A 16,122-nucleotide genomic window follows, 5' to 3' on the forward strand; every position below is an offset into this window, starting at 1 on the left:
GGCCTTTTTCGCTATCTGCCTAGTAACTTGCGCCTTGATTTCAACCATTATTGTTGAAATTTTAGCAGTCTTATATTCTTCTCCATGAATTTTCTGCAAAGAGCGGCCCTCGCCGGGGCTGGCGCAGCCCTCACCAGCGGCGCAATGGCGCAGTCGGCTCCGGTGGCCCCCATCAAGCCCAAGGTATTTACCGATTTTGGCATTACCCGAACGGATAACTACTACTGGCTGAACCAACCCACCGACCCGGCCGTCCTCAAATACCTCAATGCGGAGAATGGCTACTACGACCAGCAAATGGCCGGGGCCAAGGAAAACCAGAAAAAGCTGGCCCAGGAAATCAAGAACCGCATTAAGCAGGAAGATTCTTCGGAACCGTACCGCGACAACGGCTACTACTACTACTCGCGCTACGAGTTTGCCTCGGAATACCCGGTGTATTGCCGCAAGAAAGGCAGCGTCATCAACCCGGAGGAAATCCTGCTGAACGGCGACGAAATGGGCACCGGCCAGGCCTATTTCCAAATTGGCGACTGGGCCGTGAGCGACAACAACCAGCTGCTGGCCTTTTCGGTGGACACCGTGAGTCGCCGCCTCTACACGCTGCGCTTCAGGAATCTGGCTACCGGCAAAAACTACCCTGAGCGCATTGCCAACACGGGCGGCGAAGTGGTGTGGGCGGCCGATAACAAGACGGTATTTTACACCAAAAAGAACGTGACCACGCTGTTGCCCTACCAGGTGTACCGGCACGTATTGGGCACCGACCCCAAGGGCGATGCACTGGTGTATGAGGAGCGCGACAACACGTTCAACGTGCAGGTGAACCGCTCAAAATCCCGGAAATACATTGGCATTGAGCTGGTCAGCTCGCTCTCGTCGGAATACCGCTACGTGGAGGCCACTACGCCTACGGAGCAGCCCAAGATATTTGCGCGCCGCGAGAAAGACCACCTCTACCAGGTGGAGCACCTGGACGACAAGTTCTACATACGCACTAACTGGCAGGCTCCCAACTACCGCCTGATGACCACACCCGTGGCCACCACCGGCAAAGCCACCTGGACCGACGCCCTGACCCGCCACCCCGAAATATTCCTCGACAACTTTGACTTGTTCAAAGAATACCTCGTGCTGAATGAGCGCAAGGGCGGCCTGCGCCAGCTGCGCGTGGTGAGCCTGAAAGACAAGCAGGAGCACTACCTGCCGTTTGAGGAGTCCGCCTACACCGCCACCATTGGGGTGAACCAGGAGATGGACACCCCCGTGCTACGCTATAACTACACCTCGCTCACCACGCCGCCGTCCATCTTTGAGTACGACATGAGCACCCGCGCCAGCACCCTGCTGAAGGAGCAGCCAGTACTGGGCAACTACAATAAATTCGACTATGTGACGGAGCGCGTATTCGTAAAGTCGCGCGATAACAAGTTCATTCCCATGTCCATCGTGTACAAGAAGGGCACGAAGCTGGACGGGAGCGCGCCGCTGCTGCAATACGCTTATGGTTCCTACGGCTTCTCGCAGGACCCCACCTTCAGCGCCGCCCGGCTGAGCCTGCTGAACCGAGGCTTCGTGTACGCGCTATGCAACATTCGCGGGGGCCAGGAAATGGGTCGGCAGTGGTTTGAAGACGGCCGGATGCTGCACAAAATCAACAGCTTCAACGATTTCATTGACTGCTCTGAGTACCTGACTAAGCCACACGAGGCCACCGTGGGCAGTGCCAAAGTGCAGCAGCGCTACACGGCTCCCGACAAGTTGTTTGCGATGGGCGGCAGCGCCGGCGGCCTCCTCATGGGCGCGGTGCTCAACATGCGGCCGGACCTTTACAAGGGCGTCATCGCGGCCGTGCCGTTCGTGGACGTGGTCACGACAATGTCGGACCCCAGCATCCCCCTCACCACCAGCGAGTACGACCAGTGGGGCAACCCCGCCGAGGAAGATTATTTCAAGTACATGCTCTCGTACTCCCCCTACGACAACGTGAAGCGGCAGGCTTATCCCAACATCCTCGTCACTACGGGCTTGCACGACTCGCAGGTGCAATACTACGAGCCCGCCAAGTGGGTAGCCAAGCTGCGTGCCATGAAAACCGACAAGAACTTACTGTTGCTGCACACCGACATGGCCGCCGGCCACGGCGGTGCGTCCGGCCGCTTCAAGTCGATTGATGATACGGCCCGGCAGTACGCGTTTATGATGATGTTGCTGGGGAAAAATCTGTAGCGCACGAAGTGAGATAATAACCAGAACGTCATGCTGAGCTTGTCGAAGCATGACGTTCCTTGATTTATAAGTTACCCTTAGCTAATTCCTTCCTTACAAACAATCCGCCCCCGTAATCTACCCGTAACCTACCTTTGGCCTCCCATTCCCGCGCACCCATCCCACCCGCGCGCTAACCCCTGCTCATGCCCGACCCGCACGCCCACGCCCACCTCTCCAAAACCGAATTGCTGGCCCGCAAAAACGAAGAAGCTCTCCTCGGCGGCGGCCAGGCCCGCATCGATGCCCAACACAAAAAAGGCAAGCTCACCGCCCGCGAACGGGTTGATTTGCTGATGGACGAAGGCTCGTTCGAGGAAATTGGCAAGTTTGTGATGCACCGTTCCAAGGACTTCGGGCTGGATAAGGAGCACTACCTCGGCGATGGCGTGATAACCGGCTACGGCACCGTGAATGGCCGCCTGGTGTACGTTTTCTCGCAGGATTTCACCGTTTTCGGCGGCTCGCTGAGTGAAACGCACGCCGAGAAAATCGTGAAAATCATGGACCTCGCCATGAAAAACGGCGCACCCGTGATTGGCCTCAACGACTCGGGCGGAGCCCGGATTCAGGAAGGCGTGGTGAGCCTGGGCGGCTACGCTGACATCTTCTATAAGAACACATTGGCCTCGGGCGTGGTGCCGCAGCTCTCGGCCATTATGGGGCCGTGCGCGGGCGGCGCGGTGTATTCGCCAGCCATTACGGACTTCATTCTGATGGTGGAGCACACGAGCTACATGTTCGTGACCGGCCCCAATGTGGTGAAAACCGTGACCCACGAAGAAGTGACCAGCGAGGAGCTGGGCGGGGCCAGCACCCACTCGGCCAAAAGCGGCGTGACGCATTTTTCGTGCGCCAACGAGGTGGTCGCCATCAACCACGTCAAGCAGCTGCTGAGCTACATGCCGCAGAACTGCGAGGAAACCGCCCCACATCAGCCCTACGAAGCCAGCGGCGACGAAAGCCGCCCCGTGCTCGACAAGCTGATTCCCGATAACGCCAACCAACCCTACGACATGCGCGAGGTGATTGAGGGCATCATCGACGCTAATTCCTTTCTCGAAGTCCACCAGAATTTCGCCGAGAACATCGTGGTGGGCTTTGCGCGGCTGGCGGGCCGCAGCATTGGCATTGTGGGCAACCAGCCGGCTGTGCTGGCCGGCGTGCTCGACATCAATGCCAGCACCAAAGCCGCCCGCTTCGTACGTTTCTGCGACGCCTTCAACATTCCGCTGCTGGTGCTGGAAGATGTGCCCGGCTTTCTGCCCGGCACCGACCAGGAGTGGCGCGGTATCATCACCAACGGCGCTAAATTGCTCTACGCCTTCTGCGAAGCCACCGTGCCGCGCATAACCGTCATTACCCGCAAAGCCTATGGCGGGGCCTATGACGTAATGAACAGCAAGCACATCGGGGCAGATATGAACTACGCCTGGCCCACCGCCGAAATCGCGGTAATGGGGGCCAAAGGCGCGGCCGAAATCATCTTCAAGCGTGAAATTGCCAAAGCGGACGACCCTGAAGCCAAGCTTCAGGAGAAGGTGGACGAGTACCAGGAGAAATTCGCCACGCCCTACCGCGCCGCCCACCGTGGCTTCGTGGATGAAGTGATTCTGCCTTCGCAGACGCGCCAGAAACTAATTCGCGCTTTCAAGATGCTGGAAAACAAAGTAGACACTATGCCACGTAAGAAGCACGGGAATATTCCGCTGTAGTCATTTCGCACAGAGGTCAAAAGGAAATAAAAGAGTCGCACAGAGCTTTTTTTATTTCCATTCTGTGAAAATTTCCTACCTCTTTTTTAACCTCTGTGCGAAATAACTCCCTGCTATGCGTCCTGAATCCTTCACCTTCCTCCAGAATTACCTTAATAACCCCTCCCCCACTGGCTTCGAAAAAGAAGGCCAGCAAATGTGGCTGGAGTACCTCAAGCCCTACATCGACGAATATTTCGTGGATACCTACGGTACGGTGGTGGGCGTGATTAACCCTGAGGCGAAGTACAAAGTCGTTATTGAGGCCCACGCTGATGAGATTTCCTATTTCGTGAACTACATCACGAAAGAAGGCTACCTCTACCTGCGCCGCAACGGCGGCTCCGACCCGCTGGTAGCCCCGAGCAAGCGCGTGAACATCTTCGGCGAGAAGGGCATTGTGAAGGGCATTTTTGGCTGGCCCGCCATCCATGTTCGCAAGGTGGAGCAGGACAAGGCCCCGACCATCGAAACCGTGTTTCTGGACTGCGGCGCGAGCAGCGCCGATGAGGTGGCCGAAATGGGCATTCACGTTGGCTCCGTGGTGACGTTTGAGGACGAGTTCACGGTGCTGAACGACAAGTTTTACGTGGGCCGGGCGCTGGATAACCGCGTGGGCGGCTTCATGATTGCCGAGGTGGCCCGCATGCTGAAGGAGAACAACAAAACCCTGCCCTTCGGCCTCTACATCGTGAACGCCGTGCAGGAGGAAATAGGGTTGCGCGGGGCCGAAATGGTGGCCCACCGCATCCAGCCCGACGTGGCCATCATCACGGACGTGACGCACGACAGCCAGTCGCCGATGTATGAGAAAAAGACGGCCGGCGACATCAGCTGCGGCAAAGGCCCGGTAATTACCTACGGCCCGGCCGTGCAGAATAACCTGCGCGACCTCATCATCGACGCCGCCAAGGCCGTTGAAATCCCCTTCCAGCGCGCCGCCGCCACCCGCGCCACCGGCACCGATACCGATGCCTTCGCCTACTCGGGCTCGGGCGTAGCTTCAGCCCTGATTTCGCTGCCGCTTAAGTACATGCACACTACCGTCGAAACCGTGCATAAGGACGATGTAGAGAGCGTGACGCGCCTGATTTACGAAACGCTGCTGCGCATCGAGGACGGCCACGATTTCCGGTATTTCAAATAAGCTATTTGCTTTTTTTGTCATCCTGAGCACAGCGAAGGACCTTATCACGCTTGCTTCGATTGAAGGCATTCAGGCGCGGCAAGGTCCTTCGCTGTGCTCAGGATGACATTTTTCTTATGGAATTACCCATTATCCCGGCCCTTCCGCTCAATGTAACCGACCAGATGGGCCGGCGTGTGGCGGTGCCTTTTCCGCCGCGCCGCATCGTATCACTGGTGCCTTCGCAAACGGAATTACTGTTCGATTTAGGACTAGGCGAAAAGGTGGCGGGCGTAACTAAATTTTGTATTCATCCAGCCGAAGCGCGCACGAAAGCCACCGTTATCGGCGGCACGAAAAACTTCGATTTCGAAAAAATAGCCGCGCTGAAACCCGATTTAATTATCGGCAATAAGGAAGAAAATTATCAGGCTGGAATTGAGCAACTAGCGGCCAACTATCCAGTCTGGCTGAGCGACATCAGTAATTTGACAGAAGCGTTGGATATGATTCGGCGCGTGGGTTTCATCGCCGGCGCGAAAGAAAAAGCCGCCGCGCTAGCCGATGATATTGACGCTTCTTTTGCAGCTTTCGAAGTTACTGCGGCTGAAAAAGAGCCCGTCTCAGCCGCCTATTTCATCTGGCGCAAACCGTACATGGTTGCCGCTACGGGCACTTTTATTGACGATATGCTGCGCCGGGTGGGCTTCGCCAATGCGTTTGCCGGGCAGGCCCGCTACCCGGAAATCACCGCCGAACAACTAGCGGCCGCGTCCCCGCAGCGCATCCTGCTATCGTCGGAGCCCTACCCTTTCGCGGAGAAGCATCTGGCTGAATTTCAGCAGATATGCCCGGCGGCCAAAGTTGAAATTGTCGATGGCGAATTATTCAGCTGGTACGGCAGCCGCTTGCTGAAATCGGCGGCATATTTCAGTCAGCTTCGCTAACGGCAAAACCGCTTTTCGCTAATTCCTTCCAGAATTGCGGGTACGATTTCCGCACTACAGTGGGTGCCTCGATGGTGAGTGGGCCGCGCAGGGCCAGCGGCGCGAAGGCCATTGCCATGCGATGGTCGTGGTAAGTGGCCACCGATTGGCCCTGCACGGCGAAACCGTTGGATTCGGCCCGGAATCGGCCTTCGCTCAGGTCGCGCAGGTCGCCGCCGAACTTGGCCAGCTCGGTTTGCAGCGCCGCGATGCGGTCGGTTTCCTTAATGCGCAGGCTTTCGAGACCGGTCATATCTACCGGGCGGGCCAGGGCGGCGGCCACCACGGCCACGGTCTGGGCCAGGTCGGGGCAATCGGTGAAATCGAGAACCGGAATTTCGGCCTGGGGTGCGAGGGAAAACTGGCGGAGGTGTACGCCATTGGGCAGGAAAGTGGTTTCAACCCCGAATTGCGTCATCATTTTAGCAATGGCCTGGTCGCCCTGCAAGGATTCCTGACGCAGACCGGGCAGCGTGATTTCGGAGCCGGCCGGGGCCAGCGCCACGAAGGAATACCAGTAGCTGGCCGCCGACCAGTCCGACTCAATCGTGTAATCAGTGGGGCGGTACGCGCCGGGGCGCACCGTCAGTACATCGCCTTCGGCCGAATAATCAGCCCCGAAGCGCTGCATCAGCGCCACCGTCATGTTGATGTAGGGGCGCGAGCCGATGTGGCCGGTGAGCGTGAGGCGCAGGCCGCCGGGCAGGCGCGGCCCCACCATCAGCAGGGCCGAAATGTACTGGCTGCTGATGTCGCCGCGCACCGATAGCGCGGTGGGTTTCATCGTCTCGGCCGCAGCCGTGAACCCTTCGATTTCCAGCGGCGGGTAGCCATCGTTATTCAGGTAATTGATGCTGGCCCCGGCGTAGCGCAGGGCATCGACCAGTACGGCAATGGGCCGCTCCTGCATCCGGGCAGTGCCGGTGAGGCGGCCGCGCCAGTTCGTGACCGTCAGGTAGGCCGTGAGGAAGCGCATGACGGTACCGGCATCTTCGGCGCTGAGCTCGGCGGTGCCGGGCGCGGCGGCCAGCAGGCGCAGCATCAGCTGGGTGTCGTTGGCATCGGAGAGGTTGCTGAGGGTGCCGCCGCCGGCTAGGGCTTGCAGGATGAGGGCGCGGTTGGCTTCGCTTTTGGAAGCCGGGAGTTGGGCGATGCCGCGTAGCGGGCCGCCGGGCCAGGATAGGTGCATAGGTTTATAGCGCGTGCTTTAGCTTGCGCTGGTAATGAGGGCGCTTTTATCGCAAGTGCCATTAAAGTAAGATTTTCGAGCGCGGCGCAAGCTAAAGCATGCGCTACGGCTAGGCTTGCAGCCGGTGGTAATAGCGCAGGGATTCCGCGATTTCCGCCACCGTCACTGGCTGGTCATACACGCCGTGGCCGATGCCGCTGAGCAGCGTGCAGTTGATGGTAGCACCCGCGTTTTTCTTGTCCTGGAGCGCAAATTCGGCGATGGCATTGGTTTCCAGGCTCACAAAATCCAGCTTATCGAATACCGAAAACACAAAGGTCTCGATTTTGTCCAGCTCCTCGGCGCTCAGCAGGCCGCGCTGCACCGAGAGCCAGCTTTCGCAGACGATGCCGGCGGCCACGGCCTCGCCGTGCAGGGCCTCGCGGCCGGGCTGGGTGAGCAGGTAGCTTTCCAGCGCATGGCCCACGGTATGGCCGAAATTGAGCAGCTTGCGCGGGCCAGCCTCCAGCGGGTCTTCGGCCACGATGCGCTGCTTGAGCGCCACCGAGTCGCGGATGATGGAGGTCCAGTCGTCCGACAGCCAGCCCAGGCGGCGGTTGGTATTGAAGGCCTCGGCATCGGCAATGAGCCAGTGTTTAACGACTTCGGCATAACCGGATTTGAGCTGGCGCGGGTCGAGGGTTTCCAGGAATCTCGGCTCGATGAAAACCCCGGCCGGGGCCTGAAACACGCCCAATTGGTTCTTATAGCCCTGAAAGTCAACGCCCGTTTTGCCGCCCACGCTGGCGTCCACCTGCGCCAGCAGCGTAGTGGGCACCTGCGCAAACCGGATGCCGCGCTTATATAGCGCCGCCGCAAAACCGCCCAAGTCGGTGACCACGCCGCCACCCAGGTTCACGAGCACGGCGTGGCGGTCGGCGCGCTGCGCGGTGAGCTCGCTCCACACGGTGTCGCAGCTGGCCAGGGTTTTATATTCCTCGCCGGCCGGAATTTCGATGAGCTTATACTCGGCCGGCAGATGGGGTGCGAGCAGCGGCAGGCAGAGGCGGGCGGTGTTGCTGTCGGCCAGCACAAACACGCGGCTCACGGCGGGGCGGGCCAGCAGCTCGGCCAAAGCGGGCAGGGCCTGGGGGCCGATGATGACGGAATTATCCATGGGGCAAAAGTCGGCACAAAAAATTGCGGGCTGGCCACTGCCCACGCAACCCGGGCGGCTACCGGCCGGTCAGGGCAGTAGCCGCGCGAGTTTTTACTTTTCCACCTTGCTCTTTTTGTTACATGCGCTTCGTTACCGCTGTTCTCGTTCTGCTCCTTGCGGCCGGCCTGGGTGCCTGCCAGAAAAACGAGCCGGCGCCCCATAACAACACAACTGCTGAGGCCGGAGAAACTTCGCAGTCCCTGCTCGTTGGCCGGTGGGAGCTGGTGGCCAACAGCGGGGGCTTTGGCGGCGGCCCGCGGCCCGCCGGCCCGGGCTACAAACAGGAAATCGTGTTTCTGCCCACCGGCCAGGCGCAACTGCTGCTCAACGGGGCCGTGACCAGCACCGTGCATTATGCGCTGACCACCGCGCCCGTTATCACGGGCAGCAATGGCACCTTCATTACTCTAACGCCAGCAGCAGATTTCAGCGGCACCGCCATTTATCAGCTCACGCGCTCCGAGCTTTTGCTGAGCCAGAATAGTTATGATGGGGTCATCTTTCATTTTTCCCGCCGGTAACATCCCATCCTTTTCGCTAAATTACCTCACCTTTCGCCACGCGCTAATATGAAACGTTTCGCCCTTTTGCTGCTGATGACAAGTGCCGGCTTCAGCAGCTGCAAAAAAGACACCGACCCCCAAGCCGATGCCAATCTTATCGGTACCTGGCGCTTGGTCAATCGGCAATGCTATTGCGCCTTCCTATCCCTGCCCAACGAAACCCTGACGTTCACCGCCACCACCTTCGCGTTCAGCCGCGTAGCTCCGCAGCCGGGTTACGGCCTGTTCACAGGCGGTACCTACCAGCCCGCCACTGTGGCGCTGTGCGGCCGGCCCACGGCAGGCGCGGGCCTGCGCTTCGCTGATGCCGTGGCCAATGTTGGGACGTGCGACGCGCAATTCACCATTCAGGGCGACACGCTGGTGCTGGACTACGGCAGCCCCTGCGATGCGCCTCTAGACACCTACGTACGCGCGCAGCCCTAGCCCCTACCCGCCTACAAGCCCGGCCCGAGATGCTCCACGCCGTCCACCTGCGGGCGGCCATTGAGCACCTCGGTTTGCTTGCGGATGCTTTCGAGGTGAATAAGCTTGTAGAGCTCGGCCACAAATTTGTCGTTTACGTTCAGCTTGCCGGCCCAGTCGGTGCGGGTGCGGAAGATTTCCTGCCAGCGGTCGAATTGCAGGATTTTCACGTTGTTTTCCTTTTTGTATTCGGCCAGCTCTTCCACCAGGGCCATGCGGCGGGCCAGGGCTTCCACAATTTCGCGGTCTGCCTCATCCATTTTCTGGCGCAGCTCCTCGGCCTTATTCAGGTATTCGGCATTGTCCGACGACCGGTAGCGGTACTTCAACTCGTTCAGAATTTCGCCCAGGCGCTGGGGCGTCACCTGCTGCTCGGCATCGCTCAGGGCGTGGTCGGGGTCGGGATGGGTTTCGATGATGAGGCCATCATAGTCCAAATCGAGGGCTTTTTGGGCAATGGGCAGCAGCAAATCGCGCCGCCCGCCAATGTGGCTGGGGTCGCAGATGAGCGGAATGTGCGGAAACCGCGTTTTCAGCTCAATGGGCAGAATCCAGGTAGGCGCGTTGCGGTAGCGGCTGGGCGCAAACGTGCTGAATCCCCGATGGATAGCCGCCAAATCCGTAATCCCTGCCCGCTCCAGCCGCTCCAGCGCGCCAGCCCAGAGGGCCACGTCGGGATTCACGGGGTTTTTCACCATCACGGGCACACCAGTACCAGCCAGGGCATCGGCCAGCTCCTGCACCGCGAAGGGATTGACAGTGGTGCGCGCCCCAATCCAAAGCACGTCGATGCCGTGCGCCAGGGCCTCCTCTACGTGGCGCGGCGTGGCCACCTCAATGGCCGTCGGAATGCCGGTTTCGGCCTTCACGCGTTGCAGCCACGGCAGCGCCACCGCGCCCATGCCCTCAAACGAGCCCGGCCGGGTGCGCGGCTTCCAGATGCCGGCCCGGAACAAATCAATCTTTCCCAAGGCTTTCAGGCCGTGGGCGGTGGTCATCACCTGCGCTTCGGTTTCGGCCGAGCACGGCCCGGCAATCAATAGCGGCTGGCCTTTGCTGGCCAGCAAACGGGTGAAATACGTATCAGTATTGGGGAGCATTCTGCGGAAGGGACAAATAATGACCAGCGGCCAACCAGCCGCCGAAAAGCCCGGCAAACGTAACTCGTTTCCCCGAAACGTTGTTTACCTTCTACCTTCGCGCTCCGTTCCTACCCGGCCCAATTCCCACGCTTTTTAAGTTGCAGCTTATGTCTATTGCCCCCCCTACCCAAGCTCCGCCCGTTTCCTTCGAAGACACCCGCGTAGCCTTTGCGTCCAAGTCCGATGCGCAGTTGCGCAAGGTGTATACCCTGTTCGCGGCCATGAACAACGGCGGCCTGGTAAAAACCGGCAGCGGCCTCATGAAAGCAGCCCTCAAGTGGGGAATTCCCGGCACCCGCTTCCTCATCAAGCACAGTATTTTCGAGCAGTTTTGCGGCGGCGAAACGATTGCCGAATGCCGCCCCGTCACGGCTGAGCTGGGCAAATACAACATCGGCACCATCCTCGACTACTCGGTGGAAGGCGAGGGCAGCGACCAGAGCTACGACCGCACCCGCGACGAGCTCCTGGCCACCATTGACGAGGCCCACCGCTCCAAGCACATCCCGTTTTCGGTATTTAAAGTGACGGGCGTAGCCGATGTGGCCATTCTCGAAAAAATCCAGGCCGGCCAGTTCCTCACCCCTGCCGAAGAAGCCGCCCATGCCCGCGCCGTGGCCCGTGTAGAGGCCCTGTGCGCCCGCGCCCACCAGCACGGCGTGCGCCTGTTTGTCGATGCCGAGGAAAGCTGGTTTCAGCACACCATCGACCTGCTGGCCTACGATATGATGGCCAAGTACAACCGCGAGAAGGCCATTGTGTGGAATACGTACCAGCTCTACCGCCACGACCGCCTTGAGGCCCTGCAAGCCGCCCACGACCACGCCGCCGAAGCCGGCTATTACATCGGGGCCAAGCTGGTGCGCGGCGCTTACATGGAAAAGGAGGCCCGCGTAGCCAAGCAGCGCGGTTACCAAAACCCCATCAACCCCACCAAGCAGGCCACCGACGACCTCTACGACGAGACCCTGCGCTACTGCATCGCGCACATCGACCGCATCAGCATTTGTGCGGGTACGCACAACGAAGCCAGCTCGCTCATGCTTACCCAACTCATGCAGGAGGCCCACATCGCCCCCGAAGACCCGCGCGTGTGGTTTGCCCAGCTCTACGGCATGAGCGACAACCTCACCTATAACCTCGCCCACGCCGGCTACAACACGGCCAAATACCTGCCCTACGGTCCCGTGGCTTCGGTGATGCCCTATTTGCTGCGCCGCGCCGACGAGAATACCGCCATCTCCGGCCAGAGCAGTCGGGAATTTTTGCTGATTCAAAAGGAAATCCGCCGCCGTAAAGGGCGTTAATTCTGAAGGAAACCTGAAGTTGTAAAAAGCAATAATTCTGTAAGTTATCCAACTAATTTTAATCCCTGAAACAGCCTGGGAAAGCCTTCTTTTTGGGATTTAAAGAGGCCCCTTTGGAATTTAGGAACGATTGTGGCATGCGAAAAGCCGCAGGGCTGAGAGCTACTAGTGGTAACACTGTCGAAATGTTGTGTTCGGCAGTTAAAAATCACTAATTTTCAGCCCCCAAAACGGTTTTTTGTCCACTTGTAACCCTGCCATGATTGGTCGTATTCGCACGTATTTAATTCGCTATTCCCGGCTGCAAACCGGTACCGTGAGCTACCTCACGCTGGTGCAGGAAGCCGAATTGGGGCTTAACCTGGAGATTTCGCACGAAAAATCCCGGCTCAACGAAATGCTGGCCGAAATTTCCGCCACGGAGCACGACGCGGGCCGCCCGCCCCTCAGCGCGCTGGTGAAAGTGCAGGGCTCAAAAGGCCAGGGCGACAACTTTTACAAGCTGTGCGAAAAAATGGGGATGGGCGAATGGCGCACCCTCAAACAGGATGAGGATTTCCTCAAAAACCTTATTCATGACTGCCGGGCATTCTGGCGCGACGAAGAAAATTTTCAGAAATTTTCCTGAGTTGGATAAAAAAAATAATTTTGTGGCAGCGCATTCATAATGAGCATTTTGCTTCATGAATGCGCTGCTTTTTTATGCCCGGCACTTAGTATACAAAAGGGAATGAATAGAATTAGGGCCTGTTGCAACCCCCGCCGGGGTGGCCCCGTTGAAGGGACATATCCAGCTCGCTATGACTGGGTTTTCACCTTCACATCCAACTCCCTTCCCATGAATACCAACGATTCGAACAACCCGCAAAACACTGGCACCGGCGCAGGCTCTAACTACGGCACCCAAAATACCGGTACTGGTATGGGCAACAGCACTGGCCTAAGCAACGAAGGCACCAGCTACAACGCCGGCACTGGCTCTACGTCGGGCACGGGCGTTTCTTCTTCTTCGGGAGCCAGCGTTTCAAACTCGGTTGATGGCGACGACTTCAGTGCTACTGCCAAAGGTGCTGCTGTAGCCGGTACTGCCGGTGCCGTGGTAGGCCGCGCCATTGATGGTGTGCAGAACACGGCCGACAGCGCCGCCCACGCCGTAACCGGCGAGCCTTACCGCGACGGCAGCTCGATGAGCGGCATGTTCCGCGACCGTAGCAGTGCCGAGAAAGCTTACAGTGCCCTGCATTCGCGCGGCTATGGCAAAGACGATGTGAACCTGCTCATGTCGGACGAAACCCGCAAAACCCACTTCGGTGATGACACCGTGCATACCGACCTAGGCGACAAAGCCATGGAAGGTGCTGGCGTAGGCTCGGCCATTGGTGGCACGGCTGGTGCTATCATTGGTGCCATTGCTGCCATCGGCACTTCGGTAGCGCTGCCCGGCTTGGGCCTGATTATTGCTGGCCCGCTGGCCGCGGCTTTGGCTGGTGCCGGTGCCGGTGGCCTCACGGGTGGCCTGGTAGGTGCCCTGGTGGGCTCGGGCATCCCTGAGGAGCATGCTGCTGAGTACGAAAGCGGCATCAAAGACGGCGGCATTGTGATGGGGGTGAAGCCCCGCAACGCCGAGGATGCCAAATACTTCGAAGACGAGTTCCGCCGCAACAACGGCGACAAGATTTACAAGTACTAGTCTCGTCGCAGGTTCCGGCCTGTTAATCATCAAAAAAGCCTTTCCCGTCTGGGAAAGGCTTTTTTATTGCAACCTTCGGTCAATTTGGGGAGTTTGTAAATTAGTAGCTGCTTATTGGCAACCATTTACGAAACCGGGCACTTATTCCCCCTGCATGGGCGTTTTTGCGGCAGGGATTTAGGGGCTGCGTTGCCTGGCAATCTCCGTATATTTGATTTTCATCCCGTTTTTATTTTTAGCAGATGTCATTTCCCCGCTTGAAGGTCGGGCTGTACGCTTTTTTGGTGGCAGCTGTGTTTGTGCTGGCTTCGTACCGGCTGTTTCGCCGGGCAGACTCGGCGGTTCCGAGCAAGGACCAGGTGCTGATTGGCACTATGTTGCAGGGCTTATCGGCGGCCCATTACCAGCCAGAAAAAGTGGACGACGCCTTTTCCAAGCGCGTGTTCGACTTGTACCTGAAGCACCTCGACTACCGCAAGCAGTTTCTGCTGGCCAGCGACGTAGAGCAACTGCGCCGCTATCAGACGCAGATTGACGACGAGGTGAAAAATGGCACGCACGAGTTCCTCGACCTCAGCACCAAGCTGATGGCTGACCGGACGAAGGAAATGCAGGGCCTCTACCGCGACATTCTGGCCAAGCCCTTCGATTTCACGACGGATGAAACCTTTCAGACGGACTTCGAAAAAGCCCCTTTCCCGGCCGATAAAGCGGCCCAGCGCGAGCTGTGGCGCAAGCTGCTGAAGTACGAAACGCTGAGCCGCGTTTCGGAAATGATGGAAGCTCAGGACAAAGCCAAGGAAGCAAAGCCCAGCGGTGCTACCGCCGCGCCCGCCGCCGCCGATGCTTCGGCTCCCACTGCCGCTGAGCCCGTACGCACGCCCACCCAGATGGAAACCGAAGCCCGCAAGCGCGTGCTGAAATACTACGACGACCAGTTCGCCGAAATCAACGACACCGACGCTAATGAGCGTTTGGCGACCTACGCCAATACCATTGCCAATACCTACGACCCGCACACCGAGTATTTTGCCCCCCAGGCCAAGGAAGATTTCGACTACGAAATGACCGGCCGCTTCGAGGGCATCGGAGCCACGTTGCGCGAGAAGGACGGCCTGATTTACATTGAGGAAATCATGCCAGGCTCGGCTTCGGCCCGCCAGGGTGACCTGAAAAAGGGGGATGCCCTTCTGCGCGTGGCGCAGGGCGCGGCCGAGCCGGTGAGCATTGAAGGCTGGCACACGAGTAAGGCCGTGACCTTGATTCGGGGCAAAAAAGGCTCGGAGGTGCGTTTGACGGTGAAAAAACCAGATGGCAGCACCAAGATTATCCCTATTATCCGCGACATCGTGGTGGTGGAAGACAAGTACGCGCAGTCATCCATCATCACTGAAAAAGGCCAGAAAATTGGTTACCTGCACCTGCCCGGCTTCTATGCCGATTTCAATGACAACGGTGGCCGTAGCTCGTCGGATGACGTGAAGAAGGAGTTGGCCAAGCTAAATGCCGAAGGCGTGAAAGGCATCGTGATGGACCTGCGCTTCAACGGCGGTGGCTCGTTGAGCGACGCGGTTTCGATGGCTGGCCTCTTTATGCCCAGCGGCCCCATGGTGCAGGTGCGCGACGGCCAGGGCCATACCCAGGTGCTAACCGACAACGACCCGCGCGTGCAGTACAGCGGCCCGCTGGTGCTGCTGGTGAACAAGTACAGCGCCTCCGCGTCGGAGATTCTGGCGGCGGCCATTCAGGATTACCACCGCGGTGTCATTATGGGCTCAACCAGCACGTATGGGAAGGGCACGGTGCAGCGCATCTTCGACCTTGATGAAGCCCTGCCTTCAGAATTGAACAGCGTGAAGCCCATTGGCTCGCTCAAGCTTACCACCCAGAAGTTTTACCGCGTGAACGGCGGCTCGACCCAGTTCAAAGGCGTGGCTTCCGACATCGTGGTACCGGACCTGTATTCATACCTCGATGAGGGCGAGAAAGAGTCGGACTACCCGCTGAAGTGGGACGAGATTCAGCCCGCCCGTTACCGCACCTGGGATGCCGCGCCTGCGCTCGACAAGCTCCGTGCCGACAGCAAGGCCCGCGTGGCTACCAACCCTAGCTTCAAGGTGATGGATGAGATGGTGAAGAGCATGCGCAAACGCAAGAATGAAACCACGGTTTCGCTTAAGCTAAGCACCTACCGCGCCGAGCAGCAGGAATCGAAAGCCATTTCGGACCGCTACGAAGCCGCCCAAAAAACCAGCACCGCGCTGGCCTTCTCGCCCTTGGCCGCCGATGTGCGCGCCGTGGGTGGCGACACGGTGAAGGTGAACCGGGCAGCCCGCTTCACCAAGAGCCTGAAGAAGGACATTACCATTGGCGAAGCCGTGGCCGTGATTCAGGACGAGATAAAATAGTTGTTGCCGATGGAGCGGCACCGCTA

13 protein-coding genes are annotated in these 16,122 nt (G+C 58.8%); 10 read left to right on the top strand and 3 right to left on the bottom strand.

Annotated features, from left to right (window positions below; genetic code table 11):
* Window positions 1-84: 84 nt before the first annotated feature.
* The 4 genes from ACVWYF_RS13010 (at window position 85) to ACVWYF_RS13025 (ending at window position 6,095) form a co-directional block, all read left to right on the top strand.
* Window positions 85-2,229 (top strand): S9 family peptidase, encoded by a 2,145-nt coding sequence (locus ACVWYF_RS13010; RefSeq protein ID WP_457068620.1) that lies wholly within the window; start codon window positions 85-87, stop codon window positions 2,227-2,229.
* 185 nt (window positions 2,230-2,414) lie between these two features.
* Window positions 2,415-3,983: an acyl-CoA carboxylase subunit beta gene (locus ACVWYF_RS13015; protein ID WP_457068622.1), complete on the top strand. Its 1,569-nt coding sequence runs from the start codon at window positions 2,415-2,417 to the stop codon at window positions 3,981-3,983.
* A gap of 115 nt (window positions 3,984-4,098) precedes the next feature.
* The gene (locus ACVWYF_RS13020; RefSeq protein WP_457068624.1) at window positions 4,099-5,169 is read left to right on the top strand and encodes a M42 family metallopeptidase; all 1,071 of its coding nucleotides are present in this window, start codon (window positions 4,099-4,101) and stop codon (window positions 5,167-5,169) included.
* Window positions 5,170-5,285: 116 nt separating this feature from the next.
* Window positions 5,286-6,095, top strand: a complete 810-nt coding sequence (locus ACVWYF_RS13025) for an ABC transporter substrate-binding protein (RefSeq protein ID WP_457068626.1) — start codon at window positions 5,286-5,288, stop codon at window positions 6,093-6,095.
* Here ACVWYF_RS13025 and ACVWYF_RS13030 read toward each other — a convergent pair.
* The gene (locus tag ACVWYF_RS13030) at window positions 6,079-7,323 is read right to left on the bottom strand and encodes a 3-phosphoshikimate 1-carboxyvinyltransferase (protein ID WP_457068628.1); all 1,245 of its coding nucleotides are present in this window, start codon (window positions 7,321-7,323) and stop codon (window positions 6,079-6,081) included. The genes ACVWYF_RS13025 and ACVWYF_RS13030 overlap by 17 nt on opposite strands.
* Before the next feature lie 109 nt (window positions 7,324-7,432).
* A complete protein-coding gene (aroB, locus tag ACVWYF_RS13035; RefSeq protein ID WP_457068630.1) occupies window positions 7,433-8,479 on the bottom strand; it encodes a 3-dehydroquinate synthase in 1,047 nt (348 codons plus the stop codon).
* A gap of 122 nt (window positions 8,480-8,601) precedes the next feature.
* Here aroB and ACVWYF_RS13040 point away from each other — a divergent pair, with 122 nt between their 5' ends.
* Together ACVWYF_RS13040 and ACVWYF_RS13045 are read left to right on the top strand one after the other, a co-directional pair.
* The gene (locus ACVWYF_RS13040) at window positions 8,602-9,042 is read left to right on the top strand and encodes a hypothetical protein (protein WP_457068632.1); all 441 of its coding nucleotides are present in this window, start codon (window positions 8,602-8,604) and stop codon (window positions 9,040-9,042) included.
* 48 nt (window positions 9,043-9,090) lie between these two features.
* Complete coding sequence (locus ACVWYF_RS13045; protein ID WP_457068634.1) at window positions 9,091-9,510, top strand: hypothetical protein; 420 nt, start codon at window positions 9,091-9,093, stop codon at window positions 9,508-9,510.
* Between the two features lie 11 nt (window positions 9,511-9,521).
* Here ACVWYF_RS13045 and ACVWYF_RS13050 read toward each other — a convergent pair whose 3' ends face one another.
* Window positions 9,522-10,649 (bottom strand): chorismate mutase, encoded by a 1,128-nt coding sequence (locus tag ACVWYF_RS13050; protein WP_457068636.1) that lies wholly within the window; start codon window positions 10,647-10,649, stop codon window positions 9,522-9,524.
* A 149-nt stretch (window positions 10,650-10,798) separates the two neighbouring features.
* Here ACVWYF_RS13050 and ACVWYF_RS13055 point away from each other — a divergent pair, with 149 nt between their 5' ends.
* The 4 genes from ACVWYF_RS13055 to ACVWYF_RS13070 all read left to right on the top strand — a co-directional run bounded on the left by ACVWYF_RS13055 (window position 10,799) and on the right by ACVWYF_RS13070 (window position 16,096).
* A complete protein-coding gene (locus ACVWYF_RS13055) occupies window positions 10,799-11,998 on the top strand; it encodes a proline dehydrogenase family protein (RefSeq protein ID WP_457068638.1) in 1,200 nt (399 codons plus the stop codon).
* 259 nt (window positions 11,999-12,257) lie between these two features.
* Window positions 12,258-12,626, top strand: coding sequence for a hypothetical protein (locus ACVWYF_RS13060; RefSeq protein WP_457068640.1), 369 nt, complete (start codon window positions 12,258-12,260; stop codon window positions 12,624-12,626).
* Window positions 12,627-12,836: 210 nt separating this feature from the next.
* A complete protein-coding gene (locus ACVWYF_RS13065) occupies window positions 12,837-13,688 on the top strand; it encodes a hypothetical protein (protein ID WP_457068642.1) in 852 nt (283 codons plus the stop codon).
* 242 nt (window positions 13,689-13,930) lie between these two features.
* On the top strand, window positions 13,931-16,096 hold the full coding sequence (locus ACVWYF_RS13070) for a carboxy terminal-processing peptidase (RefSeq protein ID WP_457068643.1): 2,166 nt from the start codon (window positions 13,931-13,933) through the stop codon (window positions 16,094-16,096).
* Window positions 16,097-16,122 lie beyond the last annotated feature (26 nt).

The organism is Hymenobacter sp. UYAg731, from assembly GCF_054061335.1.